18 protein-coding genes, 11 tRNA genes and 1 rRNA gene are annotated in these 16,113 nt (G+C 37.3%); 2 read left to right on the forward strand and 28 right to left on the reverse strand.

The genetic code is table 11. The features are described 5' to 3' along the window. The 13 genes from HP569_RS14045 to HP569_RS14105 all read right to left on the reverse strand — a co-directional run. Positions 1 to 125: ribosomal RNA gene (locus HP569_RS14045) — 16S ribosomal RNA — on the reverse strand; the annotation flags it as partial. Between the two features lie 152 nt (positions 126 to 277). Further along, positions 278 to 354, reverse strand: a tRNA-Ile gene (locus HP569_RS14050). 6 nt (positions 355 to 360) lie between these two features. Then, positions 361 to 434, reverse strand: a tRNA-Gly gene (locus HP569_RS14055). A gap of 34 nt (positions 435 to 468) precedes the next feature. Beyond that, positions 469 to 545 (reverse strand) — tRNA-Pro (locus tag HP569_RS14060). A 3-nt stretch (positions 546 to 548) separates the two neighbouring features. Then, a tRNA-Arg gene (locus HP569_RS14065) sits at positions 549 to 625 on the reverse strand. 62 nt (positions 626 to 687) lie between these two features. After that, positions 688 to 771, reverse strand: a tRNA-Leu gene (locus HP569_RS14070). Positions 772 to 798: 27 nt separating this feature from the next. Then, a tRNA-Lys gene (locus HP569_RS14075) sits at positions 799 to 871 on the reverse strand. 111 nt (positions 872 to 982) lie between these two features. Continuing rightward, positions 983 to 1,057, reverse strand: a tRNA-Gln gene (locus tag HP569_RS14080). Positions 1,058 to 1,061: 4 nt separating this feature from the next. Further along, positions 1,062 to 1,138, reverse strand: a tRNA-Asp gene (locus HP569_RS14085). A gap of 22 nt (positions 1,139 to 1,160) precedes the next feature. After that, positions 1,161 to 1,232 (reverse strand) — tRNA-Glu (locus tag HP569_RS14090). 15 nt (positions 1,233 to 1,247) lie between these two features. Beyond that, positions 1,248 to 1,338 (reverse strand) — tRNA-Ser (locus HP569_RS14095). Between the two features lie 2 nt (positions 1,339 to 1,340). After that, positions 1,341 to 1,415: transfer RNA gene (locus tag HP569_RS14100), tRNA-Asn, on the reverse strand. A gap of 204 nt (positions 1,416 to 1,619) precedes the next feature. Next, positions 1,620 to 2,075, reverse strand: a complete 456-nt coding sequence (locus HP569_RS14105; protein ID WP_182201804.1) for a SprT family protein — start codon at positions 2,073 to 2,075, stop codon at positions 1,620 to 1,622. Between the two features lie 131 nt (positions 2,076 to 2,206). Between HP569_RS14105 and cmpA the strand changes: the two genes are divergently transcribed. Further along, positions 2,207 to 2,341 carry a cortex morphogenetic protein CmpA gene (gene cmpA, locus HP569_RS14110; protein WP_182201789.1) on the forward strand — a complete coding sequence of 45 codons (135 nt, stop codon included), beginning with the start codon at positions 2,207 to 2,209 and terminating at the stop codon, positions 2,339 to 2,341. A gap of 119 nt (positions 2,342 to 2,460) precedes the next feature. On the opposite strand, the gene HP569_RS14115 is transcribed toward cmpA, so the two are convergent. From HP569_RS14115 to acpS, 15 genes are all read right to left on the reverse strand, one after another. After that, positions 2,461 to 4,629 (reverse strand): Tex family protein, encoded by a 2,169-nt coding sequence (locus HP569_RS14115; RefSeq protein WP_182201790.1) that lies wholly within the window; start codon positions 4,627 to 4,629, stop codon positions 2,461 to 2,463. 107 nt (positions 4,630 to 4,736) lie between these two features. Then, positions 4,737 to 5,330 carry a SpoIIE family protein phosphatase gene (locus HP569_RS14120; protein WP_343051132.1) on the reverse strand — a complete coding sequence of 198 codons (594 nt, stop codon included), beginning with the start codon at positions 5,328 to 5,330 and terminating at the stop codon, positions 4,737 to 4,739. Positions 5,331 to 5,332: 2 nt separating this feature from the next. Further along, complete coding sequence (gene sigB / locus HP569_RS14125; protein WP_182201791.1) at positions 5,333 to 6,118, reverse strand: RNA polymerase sigma factor SigB; 786 nt, start codon at positions 6,116 to 6,118, stop codon at positions 5,333 to 5,335. Then, the gene (rsbW, locus tag HP569_RS14130) at positions 6,090 to 6,566 is read right to left on the reverse strand and encodes an anti-sigma B factor RsbW (protein WP_182201792.1); all 477 of its coding nucleotides are present in this window, start codon (positions 6,564 to 6,566) and stop codon (positions 6,090 to 6,092) included. Before rsbW ends, sigB begins: the two co-directional genes overlap by 29 nt. Then, the gene (locus tag HP569_RS14135; protein WP_281366468.1) at positions 6,566 to 6,901 is read right to left on the reverse strand and encodes an STAS domain-containing protein; all 336 of its coding nucleotides are present in this window, start codon (positions 6,899 to 6,901) and stop codon (positions 6,566 to 6,568) included. The genes rsbW and HP569_RS14135 overlap by 1 nt, the downstream gene beginning before the upstream one ends. Positions 6,902 to 6,957: 56 nt before the next feature. After that, entirely contained in the window at positions 6,958 to 7,968 is a 1,011-nt protein-coding gene (locus tag HP569_RS14140; protein WP_182201793.1) for a PP2C family protein-serine/threonine phosphatase, read from the reverse strand. Between the two features lie 25 nt (positions 7,969 to 7,993). Continuing rightward, a complete protein-coding gene (locus tag HP569_RS14145) occupies positions 7,994 to 8,395 on the reverse strand; it encodes an anti-sigma regulatory factor (RefSeq protein ID WP_182201794.1) in 402 nt (133 codons plus the stop codon). Between the two features lie 2 nt (positions 8,396 to 8,397). Beyond that, positions 8,398 to 8,754 carry an STAS domain-containing protein gene (locus HP569_RS14150; protein ID WP_281366469.1) on the reverse strand — a complete coding sequence of 119 codons (357 nt, stop codon included), beginning with the start codon at positions 8,752 to 8,754 and terminating at the stop codon, positions 8,398 to 8,400. 5 nt (positions 8,755 to 8,759) lie between these two features. Next, complete coding sequence (locus tag HP569_RS14155; protein WP_182201796.1) at positions 8,760 to 9,629, reverse strand: RsbT co-antagonist protein RsbRA; 870 nt, start codon at positions 9,627 to 9,629, stop codon at positions 8,760 to 8,762. 202 nt (positions 9,630 to 9,831) lie between these two features. Then, positions 9,832 to 10,182, reverse strand: coding sequence for a type II toxin-antitoxin system PemK/MazF family toxin (locus HP569_RS14160; RefSeq protein WP_182201797.1), 351 nt, complete (start codon positions 10,180 to 10,182; stop codon positions 9,832 to 9,834). A gap of 4 nt (positions 10,183 to 10,186) precedes the next feature. After that, positions 10,187 to 10,462: a CopG family ribbon-helix-helix protein gene (locus HP569_RS14165; RefSeq protein ID WP_182201798.1), complete on the reverse strand. Its 276-nt coding sequence runs from the start codon at positions 10,460 to 10,462 to the stop codon at positions 10,187 to 10,189. A 117-nt stretch (positions 10,463 to 10,579) separates the two neighbouring features. Continuing rightward, positions 10,580 to 11,695, reverse strand: a complete 1,116-nt coding sequence (gene alr / locus HP569_RS14170) for an alanine racemase (protein WP_182201799.1) — start codon at positions 11,693 to 11,695, stop codon at positions 10,580 to 10,582. A gap of 247 nt (positions 11,696 to 11,942) precedes the next feature. Next, positions 11,943 to 12,965 carry a LolA family protein gene (locus HP569_RS14175; RefSeq protein ID WP_182201800.1) on the reverse strand — a complete coding sequence of 341 codons (1,023 nt, stop codon included), beginning with the start codon at positions 12,963 to 12,965 and terminating at the stop codon, positions 11,943 to 11,945. A gap of 56 nt (positions 12,966 to 13,021) precedes the next feature. After that, on the reverse strand, positions 13,022 to 14,539 hold the full coding sequence (locus HP569_RS14180) for an NAD(P)H-hydrate dehydratase (RefSeq protein ID WP_182201801.1): 1,518 nt from the start codon (positions 14,537 to 14,539) through the stop codon (positions 13,022 to 13,024). A gap of 63 nt (positions 14,540 to 14,602) precedes the next feature. Next, complete coding sequence (acpS, locus tag HP569_RS14185; RefSeq protein WP_182201802.1) at positions 14,603 to 14,962, reverse strand: holo-ACP synthase; 360 nt, start codon at positions 14,960 to 14,962, stop codon at positions 14,603 to 14,605. A 177-nt stretch (positions 14,963 to 15,139) separates the two neighbouring features. Here acpS and HP569_RS14190 point away from each other — a divergent pair, with 177 nt between their 5' ends. Then, the gene (locus HP569_RS14190) at positions 15,140 to 15,916 is read left to right on the forward strand and encodes a rhomboid family intramembrane serine protease (RefSeq protein WP_182201803.1); all 777 of its coding nucleotides are present in this window, start codon (positions 15,140 to 15,142) and stop codon (positions 15,914 to 15,916) included. Positions 15,917 to 16,113: the final 197 nt, after the last annotated feature.

Raw genomic sequence — 16,113 nt, forward strand, 5'->3', positions numbered from 1 at the left:
CCCGTCCGCCGCTCGTTCCACAAACGCACACCCCGAAGGGTGATTGTTTGCTTCCCGCGCTCGACTTGCATGTATTAGGCACGCCGCCAGCGTTCGTCCTGAGCCAAGATCAAACTCTCCATAAAATAGCTTGCACATGGATGTGCTGATGCCGATGTTGCAACACGGATGTTGCGAACCTAGTCGGCAATCATTGAGTTCGCTCACTCATTACTTGACTAGCATGTTACTTCTTAACATATTGGTTGTTTTGTTCAGTTTTCAAAGATCAAATTAATGGTGGGCCTGAGTGGACTCGAACCACCGACCTCACGCTTATCAGGCGTGCGCTCTAACCAGCTGAGCTACAGGCCCATTTATTGGAGCGGGTGAAGGGAATCGAACCCTCGACATCAGCTTGGAAGGCTGAGGTTTTACCACTAAACTACACCCGCATAATTCATAAATGGGAGATATTAAATTTCGACATGGTCGGGAAGACAGGATTTGAACCTGCGACCCCTTGGTCCCAAACCAAGTGCTCTACCAAGCTGAGCTACTTCCCGTAATGGCGCGCCCGAGAGGAGTCGAACCCCTAACCTCTTGATCCGTAGTCAAACGCTCTATCCAATTGAGCTACGGGCGCTCAGTAAAGCAACATGTTTCAATATATCACAAATCAGCTTTTAAAGTCAATAGTTTTTTTGATGCGGTCGAGAGGACTTGAACCTCCACGGGATTAACTCCCACTAGGCCCTCAACCTAGCGCGTCTGCCATTCCGCCACGACCGCAAAAGTGTCAGGCTGCACTTTATTTGATGAGCCATGGAGGATTCGAACCTCCGACCCTCTGATTAAAAGTCAGATGCTCTACCAACTGAGCTAATGGCTCAAAATAACAAACTTGCAAATCAACTACATGTTTTAAAACAGAAAACCTTCCGAAAACAAATTTGTTTCAAAGGTTTTAGTAGAAGAAACATATTTGAATAATAAATGAAAATGGCTGGGCTAGCTGGATTCGAACCAGCGCATGACGGTACCAAAAACCGTTGCCTTACCGCTTGGCTATAGCCCAACAATGGCGGTCCGGACGGGACTCGAACCCGCGACCTCCTGCGTGACAGGCAGGCATTCTAACCAACTGAACTACCGGACCTATGAATCTCATTAATACTAAGTGACCCGTACGGGATTCGAACCCGTGTTACCGCCGTGAAAGGGCGGTGTCTTAACCGCTTGACCAACGGGCCATAAGACATAAAAAATGGCGGAGAAGGAGGGATTTGAACCCTCGCGCCGCTTACACGACCTACACCCTTAGCAGGGGCGCCTCTTCAGCCACTTGAGTACTTCTCCACTGGCTCCACAGGTAGGATTCGAACCTACGACCGATCGGTTAACAGCCGATTGCTCTACCACTGAGCTACTGTGGAATAATTTTTATAAAATAACTATCAGCGACGATAGAAATTATACCTTTTTCAAAAGCGTTTGTCAACACATTTCAAAAAAATGATTTTACTGTGGAATTACTGTTTAAAACTACACTATTCTTGCTTCTTTTTCAAATGCTTATATAATTTAACATGAAATATCTGTTCTAGTCAATGCTTTCAACTGAAATACAAAATATTTTTTTATATTTCTTTCTTCAGCTTCCCACTACATCTGCCGCAACGGAACTTAGAAGTATTAATCCGTCTCCTTCTTTTATATAACTGGCTACAAGAAATACATCTATATTCATGCATATGTTGGTTACGCACACTTGGTAGCGCCTGACAATGACGAGGTGAACCCGTATTTCTAAGTAATTGCTTAAATGCTTCATCACCATGCTTGTATCCCTTTCCTTCTATATGAAGATGATAGTGACACAACTCATGCTTAATAATCCCTTCAAATTCATCCATCCCATAAGCACTCAAATACTTCTTATTTAATTCAATTTTTCTTTGAGAAGGCAAATATCTCCCACCCGTTGTTCGTAACCGGTGATTAAACACAACTGAATCCGTGAACGGTTTATCAAAATAAGTAAGTGATAGCTGATTAACTAATTGGTGTAACTCTGATTCATCCATAATACTAATCCCCTTTCACTATTCCATAAAAACACTTGGACAAATCACCATATAATCCACCTATTCATATGGTGTATTATCCAAGTTGCTTTCTAGATTGTTATAACTCACGAATAAGCGCAATTCAGGAGGTGAAGCAAATGCCAAATTGGTTTAGAAAACAAATGGAAGATGCTTTTCTATCAAAAGACATTTGCCAAATAAAAATGCTTAATCAATGTTGGTTTTTTTATATAGGTAGACGAATACCAGATGAAACTGCTCATCACTTATGATAATTTCAACCTTATTGTACCTAGGTAATTATTAGAAACAGAGTGCGCTTGACTATGGTGGCGTACACCATAGTCGAAGGTTCCTCTTACATGCATGTTAAAAAAATTTTCAATAAAAACTAGTCTTCTTTTATCATTGTTAGTGCAATGCGTTGCTTTTGTGTGTCTACTTTATCTACCCATACCGTTATTACATCTCCGACTGAGGCGATATCCATAGGATGTTTAACAAACTGCTTAGACATCTTAGAAATGTGAACAAGCCCATCTTGTTTCACTCCAATATCAACAAACACACCAAAATCTACTACATTACGAACCGTGCCTTGTAATTCTAATCCTGGTTGAAGATCTTCCATAGATAGTACGTTTTTCTTCAATAATGGTTTTGACAAATCATCACGCGGGTCACGTGCTGGTGTGCGCAAAGCCTTAATTATATCTGATAAAGTATGTTCACCTATTTGTAACGCTTCTAAAACCTCATCTGTCTTCAACGCATCTAATTGTCGCTTCAGTTTATCTGTTCCAATATCTTCTGATTTACAGTCTAACATTTTCAGCAATTCTCTAGTAACTTGATAGCTTTCAGGGTGAATAGGCGTTCGATCAAGCGGTTCATTGCCATCAACAATACGTAAGAAGCCGATACTTTGTTCATATGTTTTATTACCGAGACGCGGTATTTTCTTTAACTGTTTGCGGTCTGTAAATTTGCCTAATTCTTCTCTTTGCTTAATTACATTGTTCGCTACCGTCTTACTTAGGCCTGATACGTATTGTAACAAGGAAGAAGAAGCCGTATTTACATTGACACCAACTTGGTTTACTGCTGTTTCTACAACAAATTTTAAAGATTCATTCAAGCTTTTTTGACTTACATCATGCTGGTACTGTCCTACTCCAATTGATTTCGGATCAATTTTCACTAATTCTGCAAGTGGATCCTGTACACGTCTCGCTATAGATACGGCACTTCTTTCTTCCACTTGTAAGTCTGGAAACTCTTCTCTCGCAAGCTCTGAAGCGGAGTAAACACTTGCTCCTGCCTCATTTACAATCATATAAGACACAGATAAATCATGCTTTGCAATTAAATCTGCAATAAATTGTTCTGTTTCTCTTGAAGCTGTACCATTACCGATTGCAATTAATTCGATCGGGTAATTGTTTATATACTCCAATACGATTTTTTCTGCACCTTTGACATCATGCTTCGGCGCGGTTGGATACATTACATTAATAGCATGCACTTTACCAGTTTCATTAATAACAGCTAGTTTACACCCCGTACGAAAAGCAGGATCCACTCCAAGCACTGTCTTTCCTTTTAACGGAGGCTGTAGTAAAAGATTTTTTAAGTTTTTTGAAAAAATATCAATCGCTTGCTTCTCTGCCATTTCCGTTAAAATATTTCTAATCTCTCTTTCAATAGAGGATTGAATTAAGCGCTTATAACTATCTTGAATGGCCTCATTTAAAAATCTTCGAATTGCTTCTTGTGCACTTGGTTTAATAACCTTTTTCTCCAAGTAAGATCCAATACTTTCAATAGGTGCTGCAATCGAAACTTTAAGTATCCCCTCTTTTTCTCCGCGATTAACAGCTAATACGCGGTGCGCAACAACCGTGCGAATCGGCTCTTCATATGAATAGTACATTTCATAAACGCCTTTTTCATCATCGGTTTTGTCTTTTTCCTCTGTTTTCAGCAAGCCTTTTTGATAGGTTGCATTACGGATATACTCTCTGTATGTCGCTTCATCAGAAATCCATTCAGCAATAATATCATTTGCTCCTTGTAAAACATCTTCAATTGTTAAAAGTTCATTCTCTTCAGATAGATAAGCTTGAGCCTCTTTATGTAAATCAATATTGTTTTGTTCCCAAATTAATGTTGCAAAAGGTTCTAATCCCTTTTCTTTTGCAATGGTTGCTTTTGTTCTTCTTTTTTGTTTGAACGGACGATATAAATCTTCTACTCGCTGTAATTGTGTTGCATCAACAATAGCTTTACGCAAAGATTCTGTCAGCTTCCCCTGTTCATTAATTAAACGAATTACTTCTTCTTTACGTTCCGCTAAATTTAATGCATAGGTCCATTTATCCTCTATCAGTTTGATTTGTACTTCATCAAGCGCTCCAGTTTGTTCTTTACGATAACGCGCAATAAATGGTACTGTATTCCCTTCTTCTAATAACGCAATAACTTGTTTAATGGAAGGTAAGGCAATTTCTGTTTCTGCCGCAACCCATTTCATTAACGTATTTTCATTCACTTCTGCCATTGTGCTTCCTCCTAACGTTTCCTTATCTAGTGTATCAAACAATTTGTTTTTTCCCAAGATATTTCCAATCAAGAAAAAAAGCTCTTATCTTTAAAGACAAGAACTTCTTATGCTTTATATTTCATTACGAGTAAGGTAGTATCATCGTCCATCGTCTCAGATAGGTAATAAGAGAACATTTCAGTAATCTTAGACACATCTTTACCTAAAAAGTATTTAGCTGATAAGTCTATCGAGGTCACTCCATCTGAGAACATTACAAAAACCATTTCTTCTGACAATGTGCCACGCAATACTTTAAGCGGCCTCGAATACCCGCCTAAATATCCGGCATTTGGAATGTTTCTTTTCTTTTCTGAGTCGCCAGAAATAATCATCATACCAATATTACCGATAGAAGAAAAAGAGTATTTTTTTTCATTGAAGTCAACTTGTAGTATACCTAAAACTACACCACGTTTACCTACTAATCCCTTGTTACATCTTTTCACTATTTGATCTAATGGCTCATCAATATTCGATTCTATAATATCCATGACTAACTGGGAAGACTCTTTCGCATACTCTCCACTTCCCAGACCATCTGCAAGCGCACAAATAAAGCCATGATCTGTTTCTTTGTAAAAATAACTATCCCCACAATAATAATTACCTTTTTTCGGCTTTTGGAATACTGAGATATCCATATGTTTTCGTGCCACGCTTATACCTCAGTTCCATTTGCTTGTAATGCTTCACGAAGCTTTTTTAATGCTCGGCGTTGAATTCTTGAAACATGCATTTGAGAGATGCCTAGCAGTTCGCCAGTTTCTTTTTGGCTTCTATTTTCAAAATAAGTGTATTGCAGGATATGTTGTTCACGTTCCGATAAAATTGGCAGAATTTTTTCAAGTAGCATGCGTTGATCTGTCATTTTGAAACCACTATCTTGTTCGCCGATTAAGTCCAAAATAGATACCGTACTTCCATCAGAATCTGCTTCGATTTGTTTATCGACAGAAAGCGCCTTATAACTCTGTCCCATCTCCATCGCTTCTAGTATCTCTTCTTCGGAAACCTCGAGGTATTCCGCAATGTCTTTTACAGACGGAGAGCGTTGTTGTTCGGTCATCAATTGCTCGGTTGCTTTTTTAATTTTTGGTCCTAACTCTTTAATTCGTCTCGGAACATGTACACTCCATGTTTTATCACGAATAAACCGTTTAATTTCGCCAATAATTGTCGGTATAGCAAACGATTCGAATGATTTACCTAATGTCGGATCATATCTTCTAATTGCCGCTAACAATCCTAGCATCCCAACCTGTACTAAGTCTTCGTGTATCATGCTATTCTTTGCATACTTTCTTGCAATAGAATGCACTAAATCTTGATACATCAAAACTATTTTTTCTTGTACTTCTTCATCTTTAGGATTTTCTTGCAGATGCTGTATCCATTGGTAAACCTCATCCCCACGTTTATTGTGTGGCTGAGATTTGGTCATCATCTAATCCCACCTCATTCGTATGAAGGTATTTTGTCATTAATACTATTACTCCATACTCATTTTTTATTTCTACTTTGTCCATTAGAGCATTAATTAGAAATAGACCAAAACCCCCTTCTCGCAAATCCTCAATAGATTCAGATTGACGATATGGACCTATTCCTTCTTTTACCTTAGCTAAGTCAAAGCTTCCACCATGATCAGCTACCATCACTTCTAAACGATTTTCATATAGACCAAATCCAATTGTCACTTCTCCTCCATCGGATTCTTCGTAGGCATGAGTAGTGGCGTTAGTCATCGCCTCAGATATGGCAACTTTTAAGTCTTCTATATCTTCATAGGAAAAACCCATTCGATTAGCTACTCCAGATACACTTAAACGCACGACACCAACATATTCAGGTTTTGCAGGTACTTTTATTTCGACAAAATCAAATTGTTCCATTAGTTTCCACCCCGTACAGTTGACTCGATTGTTATGATACTATCCAAACTAGTTATTTCAAATAAACGACGAACACGATCCTGCAAATGAACCAACTTAAGTTTTGAATCGTATTCTTTTGATGATTTCAATGCACTTATAAAGACACCTAATCCCGTACTGTCCATATAATTAACCTTTTCTAAATCAACTAATAATTCCATTCCAGTCCTTTTTGTCAACGGTAGTAATTGTTCTTTTAACTTTGGGGCTGTATAAGCATCTATTTCCCCAGACAACAGTAAATGCATAGTGGTTTCTTTTTCAACCAATTCTACATCTAAATTAATATTCATTCAGCTACCTCCAATTATCATCGATTGCTAGAAACATTACCCGTTATTTTTAGGTATCAAACCATTTTTTGAATAATGATTAATGTAAAGTCATCTCTAAATTGAAATTCTTGAAGACGTTCAAAATATTTATATACTTGCTCTACGGCCTCTTGAGGAGGTAAGTGTATGTAAGTTTGAATCACTTCTAAAAATTCATCACGATCAATAAATCGATCACCCACACGGCATTCAGTTACTCCGTCTGTTAGAAGGATAATACGATCATTCTTATTTATCTTTTTGTCAAATTGTTGATACACAGCATTGTCTGTCGCACCTAACACTAACCCTTTTGCGTCTATTTCTTCAAATGTTTGTGTATCTGCATGGTAATAGAATCCCGGTTCATGTCCGGCAGATGCATAGGAAAAAACCTCTGTACTTGGATCATACAATCCATAAAACATCGTTACAAACATGGCTGGATCCACATTACGCTCTACCACTCGATTTAAGTTTTCTAAAATAGCGCTTGGCTGACGCTGATTTTCCGGAAAACTATCCATAGAATATTTAATCATAGACATTGCCAAAGCAGCCGGTATTCCTTTACCAATAACATCAGCAATAGCAATACCTAATGTATCGTCTTCATCAGTTACAAAATGATAGTAGTCACCACTCATCTGATTTGCCGCAACACTAATCGCACCTATCTCTAAACCTTTAATAGTCGGTTTAACCGTAGATAAGAGGGTTTCCTGCATTTTAGCAGCTACAGATATTTCTGATTTTAATTCAGATTGTTTCTCTCTTAAGCTTTGAAATTCTTGATAAGCCAAACCATAGGAAATCATTGCCTCCAATAAAAAATTCAGTGAATCATTTACTTGTTCAGGCAAATCAGGATATAGCTCCTGTAAAGCTTTTATATGAACATTCACAATTTCTTCAGGTGAGATATTGTGTTGCATGGATAACTTACTAAACTGTTCAGCTTGGTATAGTGCTGTTTCATTCTTTGTTAATAAATATTCTTTTAATAGTTTGCGATAATGTTCTAAGTCTAGTTTAATAGTTTCCAATTAAGCACCTCCTAACCTCCAAAAACTACCTTACCCACTTTGACGTTCTTATCTCAGTTCCTTCTCCATGAGTAGAAATAATATCAAAATGATCCATTAATCTTTTTACACCAGGTAAACCTGCCCCTAAACCGCCAGAAGTAGAATAACCGTCTTCCATCACTTGGCTGATATCTCTAATTCCAGGGCCTTCATCTTTTGCAATGATTTCAAGACCTTTATGTTCTAAATCTTCAATCGTTTCAAAACAAATCTTCCCAGTACCTGCATAAAGATAAATATTACGAGCAAGTTCCGAAATTGCTGTTGCAATTCGCGCTTGATCTACCGTGCCGAATCCAAGTTCTTTTGCTTTATCTCTACCTAGTTGTCTAGCACCAACAATATCCCATTCTTGTCTAATGTGTACGCAGGATTTGAAGTCCATAATCAGTCCTCCATTTCCTGACGAAGTTTAATTAACCCCTGTTCCAAGTTTAATGCTGTTGGAACATCCTGCAAGTGAATGCCTAAATCAATTAAAGTCATTGCCACTGCAGGCTGGATGCCAGTTAAAACTACTCTCGCCCCCATCAAATCGGACATTGTCACGACATCACCTAACACTTTCGCGATAAAAGAATCAATAATCTCAACAGATGTTAGGTCAATGACAACACCAGTTGCCCCGCTTTTATGAATTTTACTTAACAAATCTTCTTGAAATTGAATCGCTGTTTGATCATCCAAATCAATTTGAATAGAGATGAGTAAATAATTATGCAGCTTCAATATTGGTATTCGCATGTTAATCACTCCTTATCTAAAGAATTAAGTAATTGATCTACAACCTGATCTTTTTCTTTTGAACGAACAATTTTTCTATCCGTTAATTCAAGGGCCGTTTCGAACCCTTTTCTTAGTGAACTTTTTGTCGGGAATTTACCTAAATCAATGCCTAAGTTAACGATCGTTTGCGCTATTTCCGGTCTAATTCCAACTAAGATACAAGTAGAACCAATCAAACGGACCGCTTCTGCGGCTTGAATAATGTGATGCGCAACCATTGTATCTACTACTGGCACCCCGGTAATATCAATTAAAACAACTTCAGCGTTATGTTTAATTACACCTTCTAATAAATTTTCCATAATTAATTTGGCGCGCTCTGTATCGATCGTTCCGACAAGCGGCATAATAGTAATGTTTTTCATCACTGGAATTAATGGTGCAGATAACTCTTGTAGCGCTACACGCTGTAATGAAACGGTGTGTTCCCAACTCCCTGAATATTCATTTACTAGACGGTTAATAATTGGATCCACCCAACCGTCGACAGTATTTAAAATGGTAGAAAAATACTCAGAATCTATTTGTTCAGATTGAGATAAAATAAAATCAATCGTTACCCGTCTGAAAGAATGTAGTCCATCTGTTATGTATGTTAACGGCCAGCCCAAATTGATTAGGCGTTCAGAAAAGTGTTCTAATTCTGGTGTTAAACCATTTTTATCTAAACTTGTAAAGATGACATTCACAAATTCACGACTAGTACTTTGAAATAACTCTTCTGAGATAGCAGAAGTATACTCGTTTTTTCTTTTTTCCGATATTTCTTCCAACCATTTTTTGATAATTACATCGCTATTTTCAACAGCAATTTTCTTTATTCTTCTGTGCATACTTTAAACCTCCCAATATCCAATTCTAATAGTCTATTTATTGTAACATTTTTTATTTCTTATTTATAATTTATCATTATTTTGTAAAAAACGACAGAATTATATTATTTTAGTTGTTAAATTGCAATTTTTTTTACTTTAAAATAAATTTAATAAAGAAAAGAAGCCCTTGCATAAACAAGAACTTCTTTTCTTTATTTATCTAGAAATCGGTTAAACCTAAACTAATTTCTAGTGCCTTATCAATTTTCTCCATCATATTATCATCCAAGTACGTTATCTTGTCTGTCAATCGTTGCTTGTCGATTGTTCTAATCTGCTCAAGCAAAATAACAGAATCACGTTCAAATCTATATTTTTCCGCATCAATTTCCACATGAGTAGGCAATTTCGCTTTTTGAATTTGAGCGGTAATTGCAGCAACAATTACTGTCGGGCTAAAGCGATTACCTATATTATTTTGCAGAACCAGCACTGGTCGGATGCCCCCCTGCTCTGATCCAACAACTGGAGAAAGATCAGCGAAATAAACTTCGCCCCTTTTTACTATCAAAACACTACACCCCGCTTACTAGGCGCTCTAATGTGTTTTCTGCCTCCCCTTCAGCCTGAAAAGCTTCTGAAGCTATATTCAAATTAATCTTAGCCATTTCCATGTATCCACGTTGCATTGATTCACGTATATGACTCTTTTTCATCTCTCTTACATAGGATTTGGTTGCTTGATAAACAATTTCATCTAGATCACTGTTTTCGCTTTTCATTAGATTATCCACCTCATTAAGTAGGTTTTTAGGTAATCGTACAACTACTTCTTGAAGACTTTCTGACAAACCGTACACCTCCACCAAATCTATAACTCCGAATTATTAATCCAACACTATCATATCATTATAAAAAGGGCTTTGCAAAGGCATTTTCGTCTTTTCGAAAATTTGTTGAAATTTAATTTATTTTGAATAAATACGGGGGATACGATCACTTAACATACAGGCAATTTCATAATTAATTGTATCTAAACGCACAGCAATCTGATCCATTGTAATCTCTTCATTAAATTGTTTACCAATTAATGTGACCCTTGTACCAATATCATACGGTTGATCTAGCTTAATCATGCATTGATCCATACAAATTTTTCCGACAATCGGCATTCTCTTTCCCTCAATTAGCACATCCATACCAGTTAATCGTCTTGCTATTCCATCAGCATAACCGAGTGGTATTGTACCAATCCATTCAGACTGATCCGTTGTATATGTCGCGCCATAACTAATAGAACTACCAGCTGGAACTTGCTTTACATGAATTAATTTTGTGTGTAAAGACATAGCAGGAATAAGATCAATTGGGTGCTCGTCTTTGACTACCTCAGAAGGATATAGTCCATACATACTTATTCCGAAACGTACAGCATCATGCATTTTTTTTGGGAATCGCATGCTTGCGGCACTATTACCGATATGAAGTATCAAATTGCTAGAGTATGATTGAAGGATTTGTTGGAATTCCATCCATTTTTCTGATTGTTGATGATAATAAGTTAAATCGTCTTCGTCCGCGGTAGCGAAATGAGTAAACGCACCTGTTAACTGTAATCTAGGATCATCAATTGATGCTAAGAGTTCTTCTAATTCTTTTTTAGCAGAAACTCCAATTCTTCCCATGCCAGTATCTAATTTCAAATGTAATGATAGTTTTCCGGTAAAGGAAGCTTGCTTTACTTTATCTAACCAGCTTTTCTGAAAAAAGGTTAAGGTAATTTCGTGCTTTACTGCAGTAGGAACATATGACGGATCAACCCATCCAAGGACAAGAATCGGGGCTGATATCCCTGCGCTTCTTAATTGAATGGCTTCTTCTAATAAGGCAACAGCTAGCATAGAAGCTCCAGCAGCTAATGCTGCTTTAGCGACTTCTACGTCACCATGCCCATAACCGTTTGCTTTTACAACAGCAAAAATCGCCGTTTCTTCTGGCAATTGCTGCTTTAATTGATTTATATTATGATGAATCGCTTCTAAATCTACTTCTATCCAGGCAGGACGATATGACACTTCTCCCATGACTAATCTCTCCTTAAACAAATGTGGATAAAAACTAAGATGATCCACGCATCTTTCAGTTATATTTATAAACAATACTTTAACTTAAAACCTTGTAGCAAGCAACATCTACTTATTTACATTTAAGCTTCAGCGAGAACTCATTTCAAGTACCGCCCTAAACATTCATTCATATAAAAATAAAAAGCAGAACCTTTTGATTAGAGGTATCTGCTTGTTAATTCTGTTTTTTCATTCTGTTTCATTATTACTTGATCGCTTGTACAGTTATTGAAGTGGCTACCTCTGTCATCTCTTCTTTCGTTAGTTCCTCACTCGCCAAGTAATAGTCTACTCCTTGATAACTCCATTCTAATGACGAGCTTGTTTGAGCCGCTACTGTAAAGCCTAAACTGACTGGGTCACCAGCAACTTGATGCGGACTCATTACAGTAGTTGGATATACTGTAACCTTCTCTTGTATCAGCGTAAAATTTTTGTCCCCTTCATAAGTAAGCATGACACGTTGTCCATCATCTGTATTTATTTCCGACGTATCAGTCAAGGTGCTTCCTAATAGTTCTTTTGGGTATAGCACCTTTAACTCGGTATCATTATTAGTAACTCCATCCCCCGAAACCGGAACACCAAATAAACTACTAGTCATATTGTGTTCCATTTCAAATGTGTTCTCTTCAAATTCAGGGTCCAGTTTAAATGTTGTAAAACTCACACTCACAACAGCTTTCCCATCTTTATCTAATACTTTTACCATTACCGGTGTATATTGTTTTTTATCAAAATAAATCTCTTGGGAAGGTAACGTGTTGTTGTTCTGATAATTTGTTTTTGTTGTAAATATATAATGTTTCTCTGTTGTCTTAAAGGTAGCATCTTTATCGTTTAGAATATCTGACACAAGTGATTGAAATAAATATGGCTGGCTGCTATTCGTTGGCCAATCATTTTGAAATTTAAAGCTTTTGTTTAAGGCAGGAGTTAGCACAAACACGCCATCATCATTTTTCAAAATAATTTGGCTGCCTTTTTCATCTTGATCATTTTTTAATAAAACGCGATAATACGCCTTCTTTTTATGTGCAATATCCATATCATAGCTTTGCTTTTTCTCACCTGTTTTAAGTTCCATTGTTGCCTCTGTTTGATAACCATTCATCTCTTCTAACGTTTTTTCTAATTTCGTGAGGACATCTTCTTTTGACTTTTCACCACACGCACCAAGGATAACTAGTGCGAAAATCACTATGCTAATGATGAAATATTTTTTCATGGTCACAACTCCTTCGATTCAAGATCCAAGGACAAAGGGAATGACCAGTGTATCCGTCAACCTATAAATGTACGAAATACAGAAGGTAGTGCGTCTATCACATCTGTTGCAAGGAGGTCATAAGTGGAGTGATGACGGTCAACTAATATATCAGCAGCTTTCCCATGAATATAACAACTATTTAAAATAGCTGCCTCCAGCGATTGTTGCTGCATAATCATCGCTAGTATAATCCCTGCTAATGTATCACCGCTTCCACCTTTAGCAAGTCCAGCATTACCTGTGCTATTAACCCATTGTTCCCCAGTTGGTGCAGTAACAATGGTATAGGTTCCTTTTAAAACAAGATAAACATGATAGTTCTCGGCAAATTCTTTTGCAATGTCAAATGCATGATCTGTCACATCAGTTATCGAGCAATTTAATAAGCTTGCCATTTCTCCCGGATGCGGCGTTAAAATGGTGGGTGCCTTTCGTTCAGCTAAAATCTCAAGAGAATCTTTTAAATGATACAGTCCATCAGCATCAACAATAACAGGGATATCTGCTTGTTGAAGCAGATGTCTCGTGAACATCTTCGCCTCTTCGGCTCTGCCCATCCCCATCCCAACTACACATGCATCATAACCTGATAAATCCACCGTTTGATCGATGATTCTACCGTTTTGATTGGCTAACAAAAGAAATGTAGCCTCCGGACACTGTGTAGAAGTAGTAGTAATAGCTTGTTCAACGGTTGCAATAGTAAGTAAGCCCGCACCTGAGCGCAGTGCTGCTCTTGCCGTCATTGTAATCGATCCCGGCATTTCTACACTACCACCAACAATTATCCCTCTTCCATGTGTACCTTTATGAGAGAAGGACGATCGTTTTGGTAATGATGCTTGTACATCTTCCGCTTGCCAAACCCTTCTTTTCACATGTTTAGAGAAGGTTTCGCTCGGCAATCCGATAGCTACAACATCCCACTCCCCATAATAAGATGCATATTTCGGTAAAAATGCACTGAGCTTGGGCGACTCAATCACGTATGTGTAATCAGCTTGGATGACTTCCACGACGTCTCCAGCCCCATCTGCCGGCACACCACTAGGAAGATCAACAGAAATAGTTATACAGTTAGAAGTATTTACAGCATCGATCACCTCTTTTATTGGTGAACGCACAATCCCTCTAACTCCCAGACCAAGTATTGTGTCAACAATGATGTCTACCGAACGAATCATTGCTTTTAATTCAAATAAGGAGGTGAACTGGTTTACTTGCATACCAAAACGCTCTAAAACACGCTTATGATATGCTGCATCACCAGTTATTTTTTCATCTGAAACGACTTGGACGACCGACACATGATACCCTTGGTTATATAACATTCTCGCAATTACATACCCATCTCCACCATTATTCCCACTACCTACAAGAATCAATATACTACTAGATTGATTAATATGATGTTTGATTTTATCCGCTACAGCTCGTCCTGCATTTTCCATTAGAATCCTGCCATCTAATCCCTTTTCCTGCATTGTTATTCGATCCATTTCGTACATTTCTGATGCGGCAACAATATACACTCCATTCCCTCCTACCCGCAGTAAACTATATGTGATTACTTTATTAAATATGCTGAATTAACTTTATTTGCTTTCGATAACCACTTGCGCAATTGCGTAATTCTCACTATGTGAAATAGATACATGTACATGCATATCCGTTGTGAAAGTTGATTGTATCAATGGAGCACCGTGTTTATTTGTTGTTACTTCAATATCACTAAATCCTAACTTGCCAATTCCAGTACCATAAGCTTTAGAGAATGCTTCTTTAGCCGCAAAACGACCAGCTAAAAATTCAATTTTTCGTTTATCTGTTGTATACTTGTTAAATTGCTTTATCTCTTGTTCTGTTAATATTTTAGTCGCAAAACGTGTCTGTCTTGTAAAAATTCCTTCTATCCTACTCATTTCAACAATATCTATACCAATACCACTGATCATCTTTATTGATCACCCTTTTTATTTATGTATTAATTAGTATATCGAATATGCGAGCCTAATAATAGTCGTGTGATAATATAATAGATAGAAATGTTTTAGGTATACATTTATCATAAAATGGTATACGCTTTTTAATAATAAAATAAGAACATGAAATTCAACTAAAGGAGCTTGAAAATGTTTTTTCGCACAGAATCATTTCGAGATTTTATTCGGTTTTATCCAATTGTTACTGGAATTATCGCCATACAGTTAGTGATATGGCTATTAACATCTTTTTCAAACACACTTGCAGAATTGATTATTTTTGAATGGGGTGGAGGTTGGAACTTAGCGATCGCTTCCGGACAGTATTGGAGATTATTTACTTCTATTTTCATTCATAGTCCTGATTCATTTAGCCATGTTTTGTTTAACTCTTTTTCGTTAGTCTTATTCGGTCCAGCTATTGAACAAATGGTTGGCAAATGGAAATTCCTTTTCATTTACTTGTTCACTGGAATCGCCGGAAACGTTTTTACCTTTTTAATCGAGCCAAATTCAATGTATCTGCATTACGGGGCTTCTGGTGCAGTCTATGGGTTGATTGGTTTGTATATTTATATGACTTTCTTCCGCAAAGATTTAATTGACCCTTCTAGTTCACAAATTATTGTGATTATCTCGATCATCGGATTACTGATGACATTTGTACGACCAGGCATCAACATTTACGCACATCTTTTTGGTTTTATTGCAGGTATTGCTTTAGGACCGATTATGTTAACAAAAGCAAAAGCCTATTCGCCTTGGCGTAACAGAAGACCGAAACGAGATCCAAATGAAGTCAACTTTGACCCGAATCGTTGGAAAAAAAGAAAAATAGTTTCTAGTAAGAACAGAGCAAACATCATTTGGGGAATTATTATCGCCTTAGTCATCTTAGGATTTCTCGGCAACCTCTTTAACCTATAACAAAAGCAAAAGCCAATGCATTGAACTGCACCCCAATTGTTAGACACTACCTAACAATTGGAGGTGCAGTTTTTTATATGAGCAAATATACAAGTGATATCAAATTAAATGTTATTCAAGGCTATTCCCCAAAAGTAATGTCTCAAAGTGAATATGCAAAACAAATGGCTATTCCCAAAGCACAATTCCAATATTGG

It is taken from the genome of Paraliobacillus salinarum (assembly GCF_014083865.1).
GTDB classification, from domain to species: Bacteria; Bacillota; Bacilli; order Bacillales; family Amphibacillaceae; genus Paraliobacillus; species Paraliobacillus salinarum.

Coding starts and splice junctions, on each gene's coding strand:
- cmpA (WP_182201789.1), top strand. CDS start 2,207: ATGCCAAATTGGTTTAGAAAACAAATGGAAGATGCTTTTCTATCAAAA.
- HP569_RS14115 (WP_182201790.1), bottom strand. CDS start 4,629: ATGGCAGAAGTGAATGAAAATACGTTAATGAAATGGGTTGCGGCAGAA.
- sigB (WP_182201791.1), bottom strand. CDS start 6,118: ATGATGACCAAATCTCAGCCACACAATAAACGTGGGGATGAGGTTTAC.
- rsbW (WP_182201792.1), bottom strand. CDS start 6,566: ATGGAACAATTTGATTTTGTCGAAATAAAAGTACCTGCAAAACCTGAA.
- HP569_RS14135 (WP_281366468.1), bottom strand. CDS start 6,901: ATGAATATTAATTTAGATGTAGAATTGGTTGAAAAAGAAACCACTATG.
- HP569_RS14145 (WP_182201794.1), bottom strand. CDS start 8,395: ATGGACTTCAAATCCTGCGTACACATTAGACAAGAATGGGATATTGTT.
- HP569_RS14150 (WP_281366469.1), bottom strand. CDS start 8,754: ATGCGAATACCAATATTGAAGCTGCATAATTATTTACTCATCTCTATT.
- HP569_RS14155 (WP_182201796.1), bottom strand. CDS start 9,629: ATGCACAGAAGAATAAAGAAAATTGCTGTTGAAAATAGCGATGTAATT.
- alr (WP_182201799.1), bottom strand. CDS start 11,695: ATGGGAGAAGTGTCATATCGTCCTGCCTGGATAGAAGTAGATTTAGAA.
- HP569_RS14175 (WP_182201800.1), bottom strand. CDS start 12,965: ATGAAAAAATATTTCATCATTAGCATAGTGATTTTCGCACTAGTTATC.
- acpS (WP_182201802.1), bottom strand. CDS start 14,962: ATGATCAGTGGTATTGGTATAGATATTGTTGAAATGAGTAGGATAGAA.
- HP569_RS14190 (WP_182201803.1), top strand. CDS start 15,140: ATGTTTTTTCGCACAGAATCATTTCGAGATTTTATTCGGTTTTATCCA.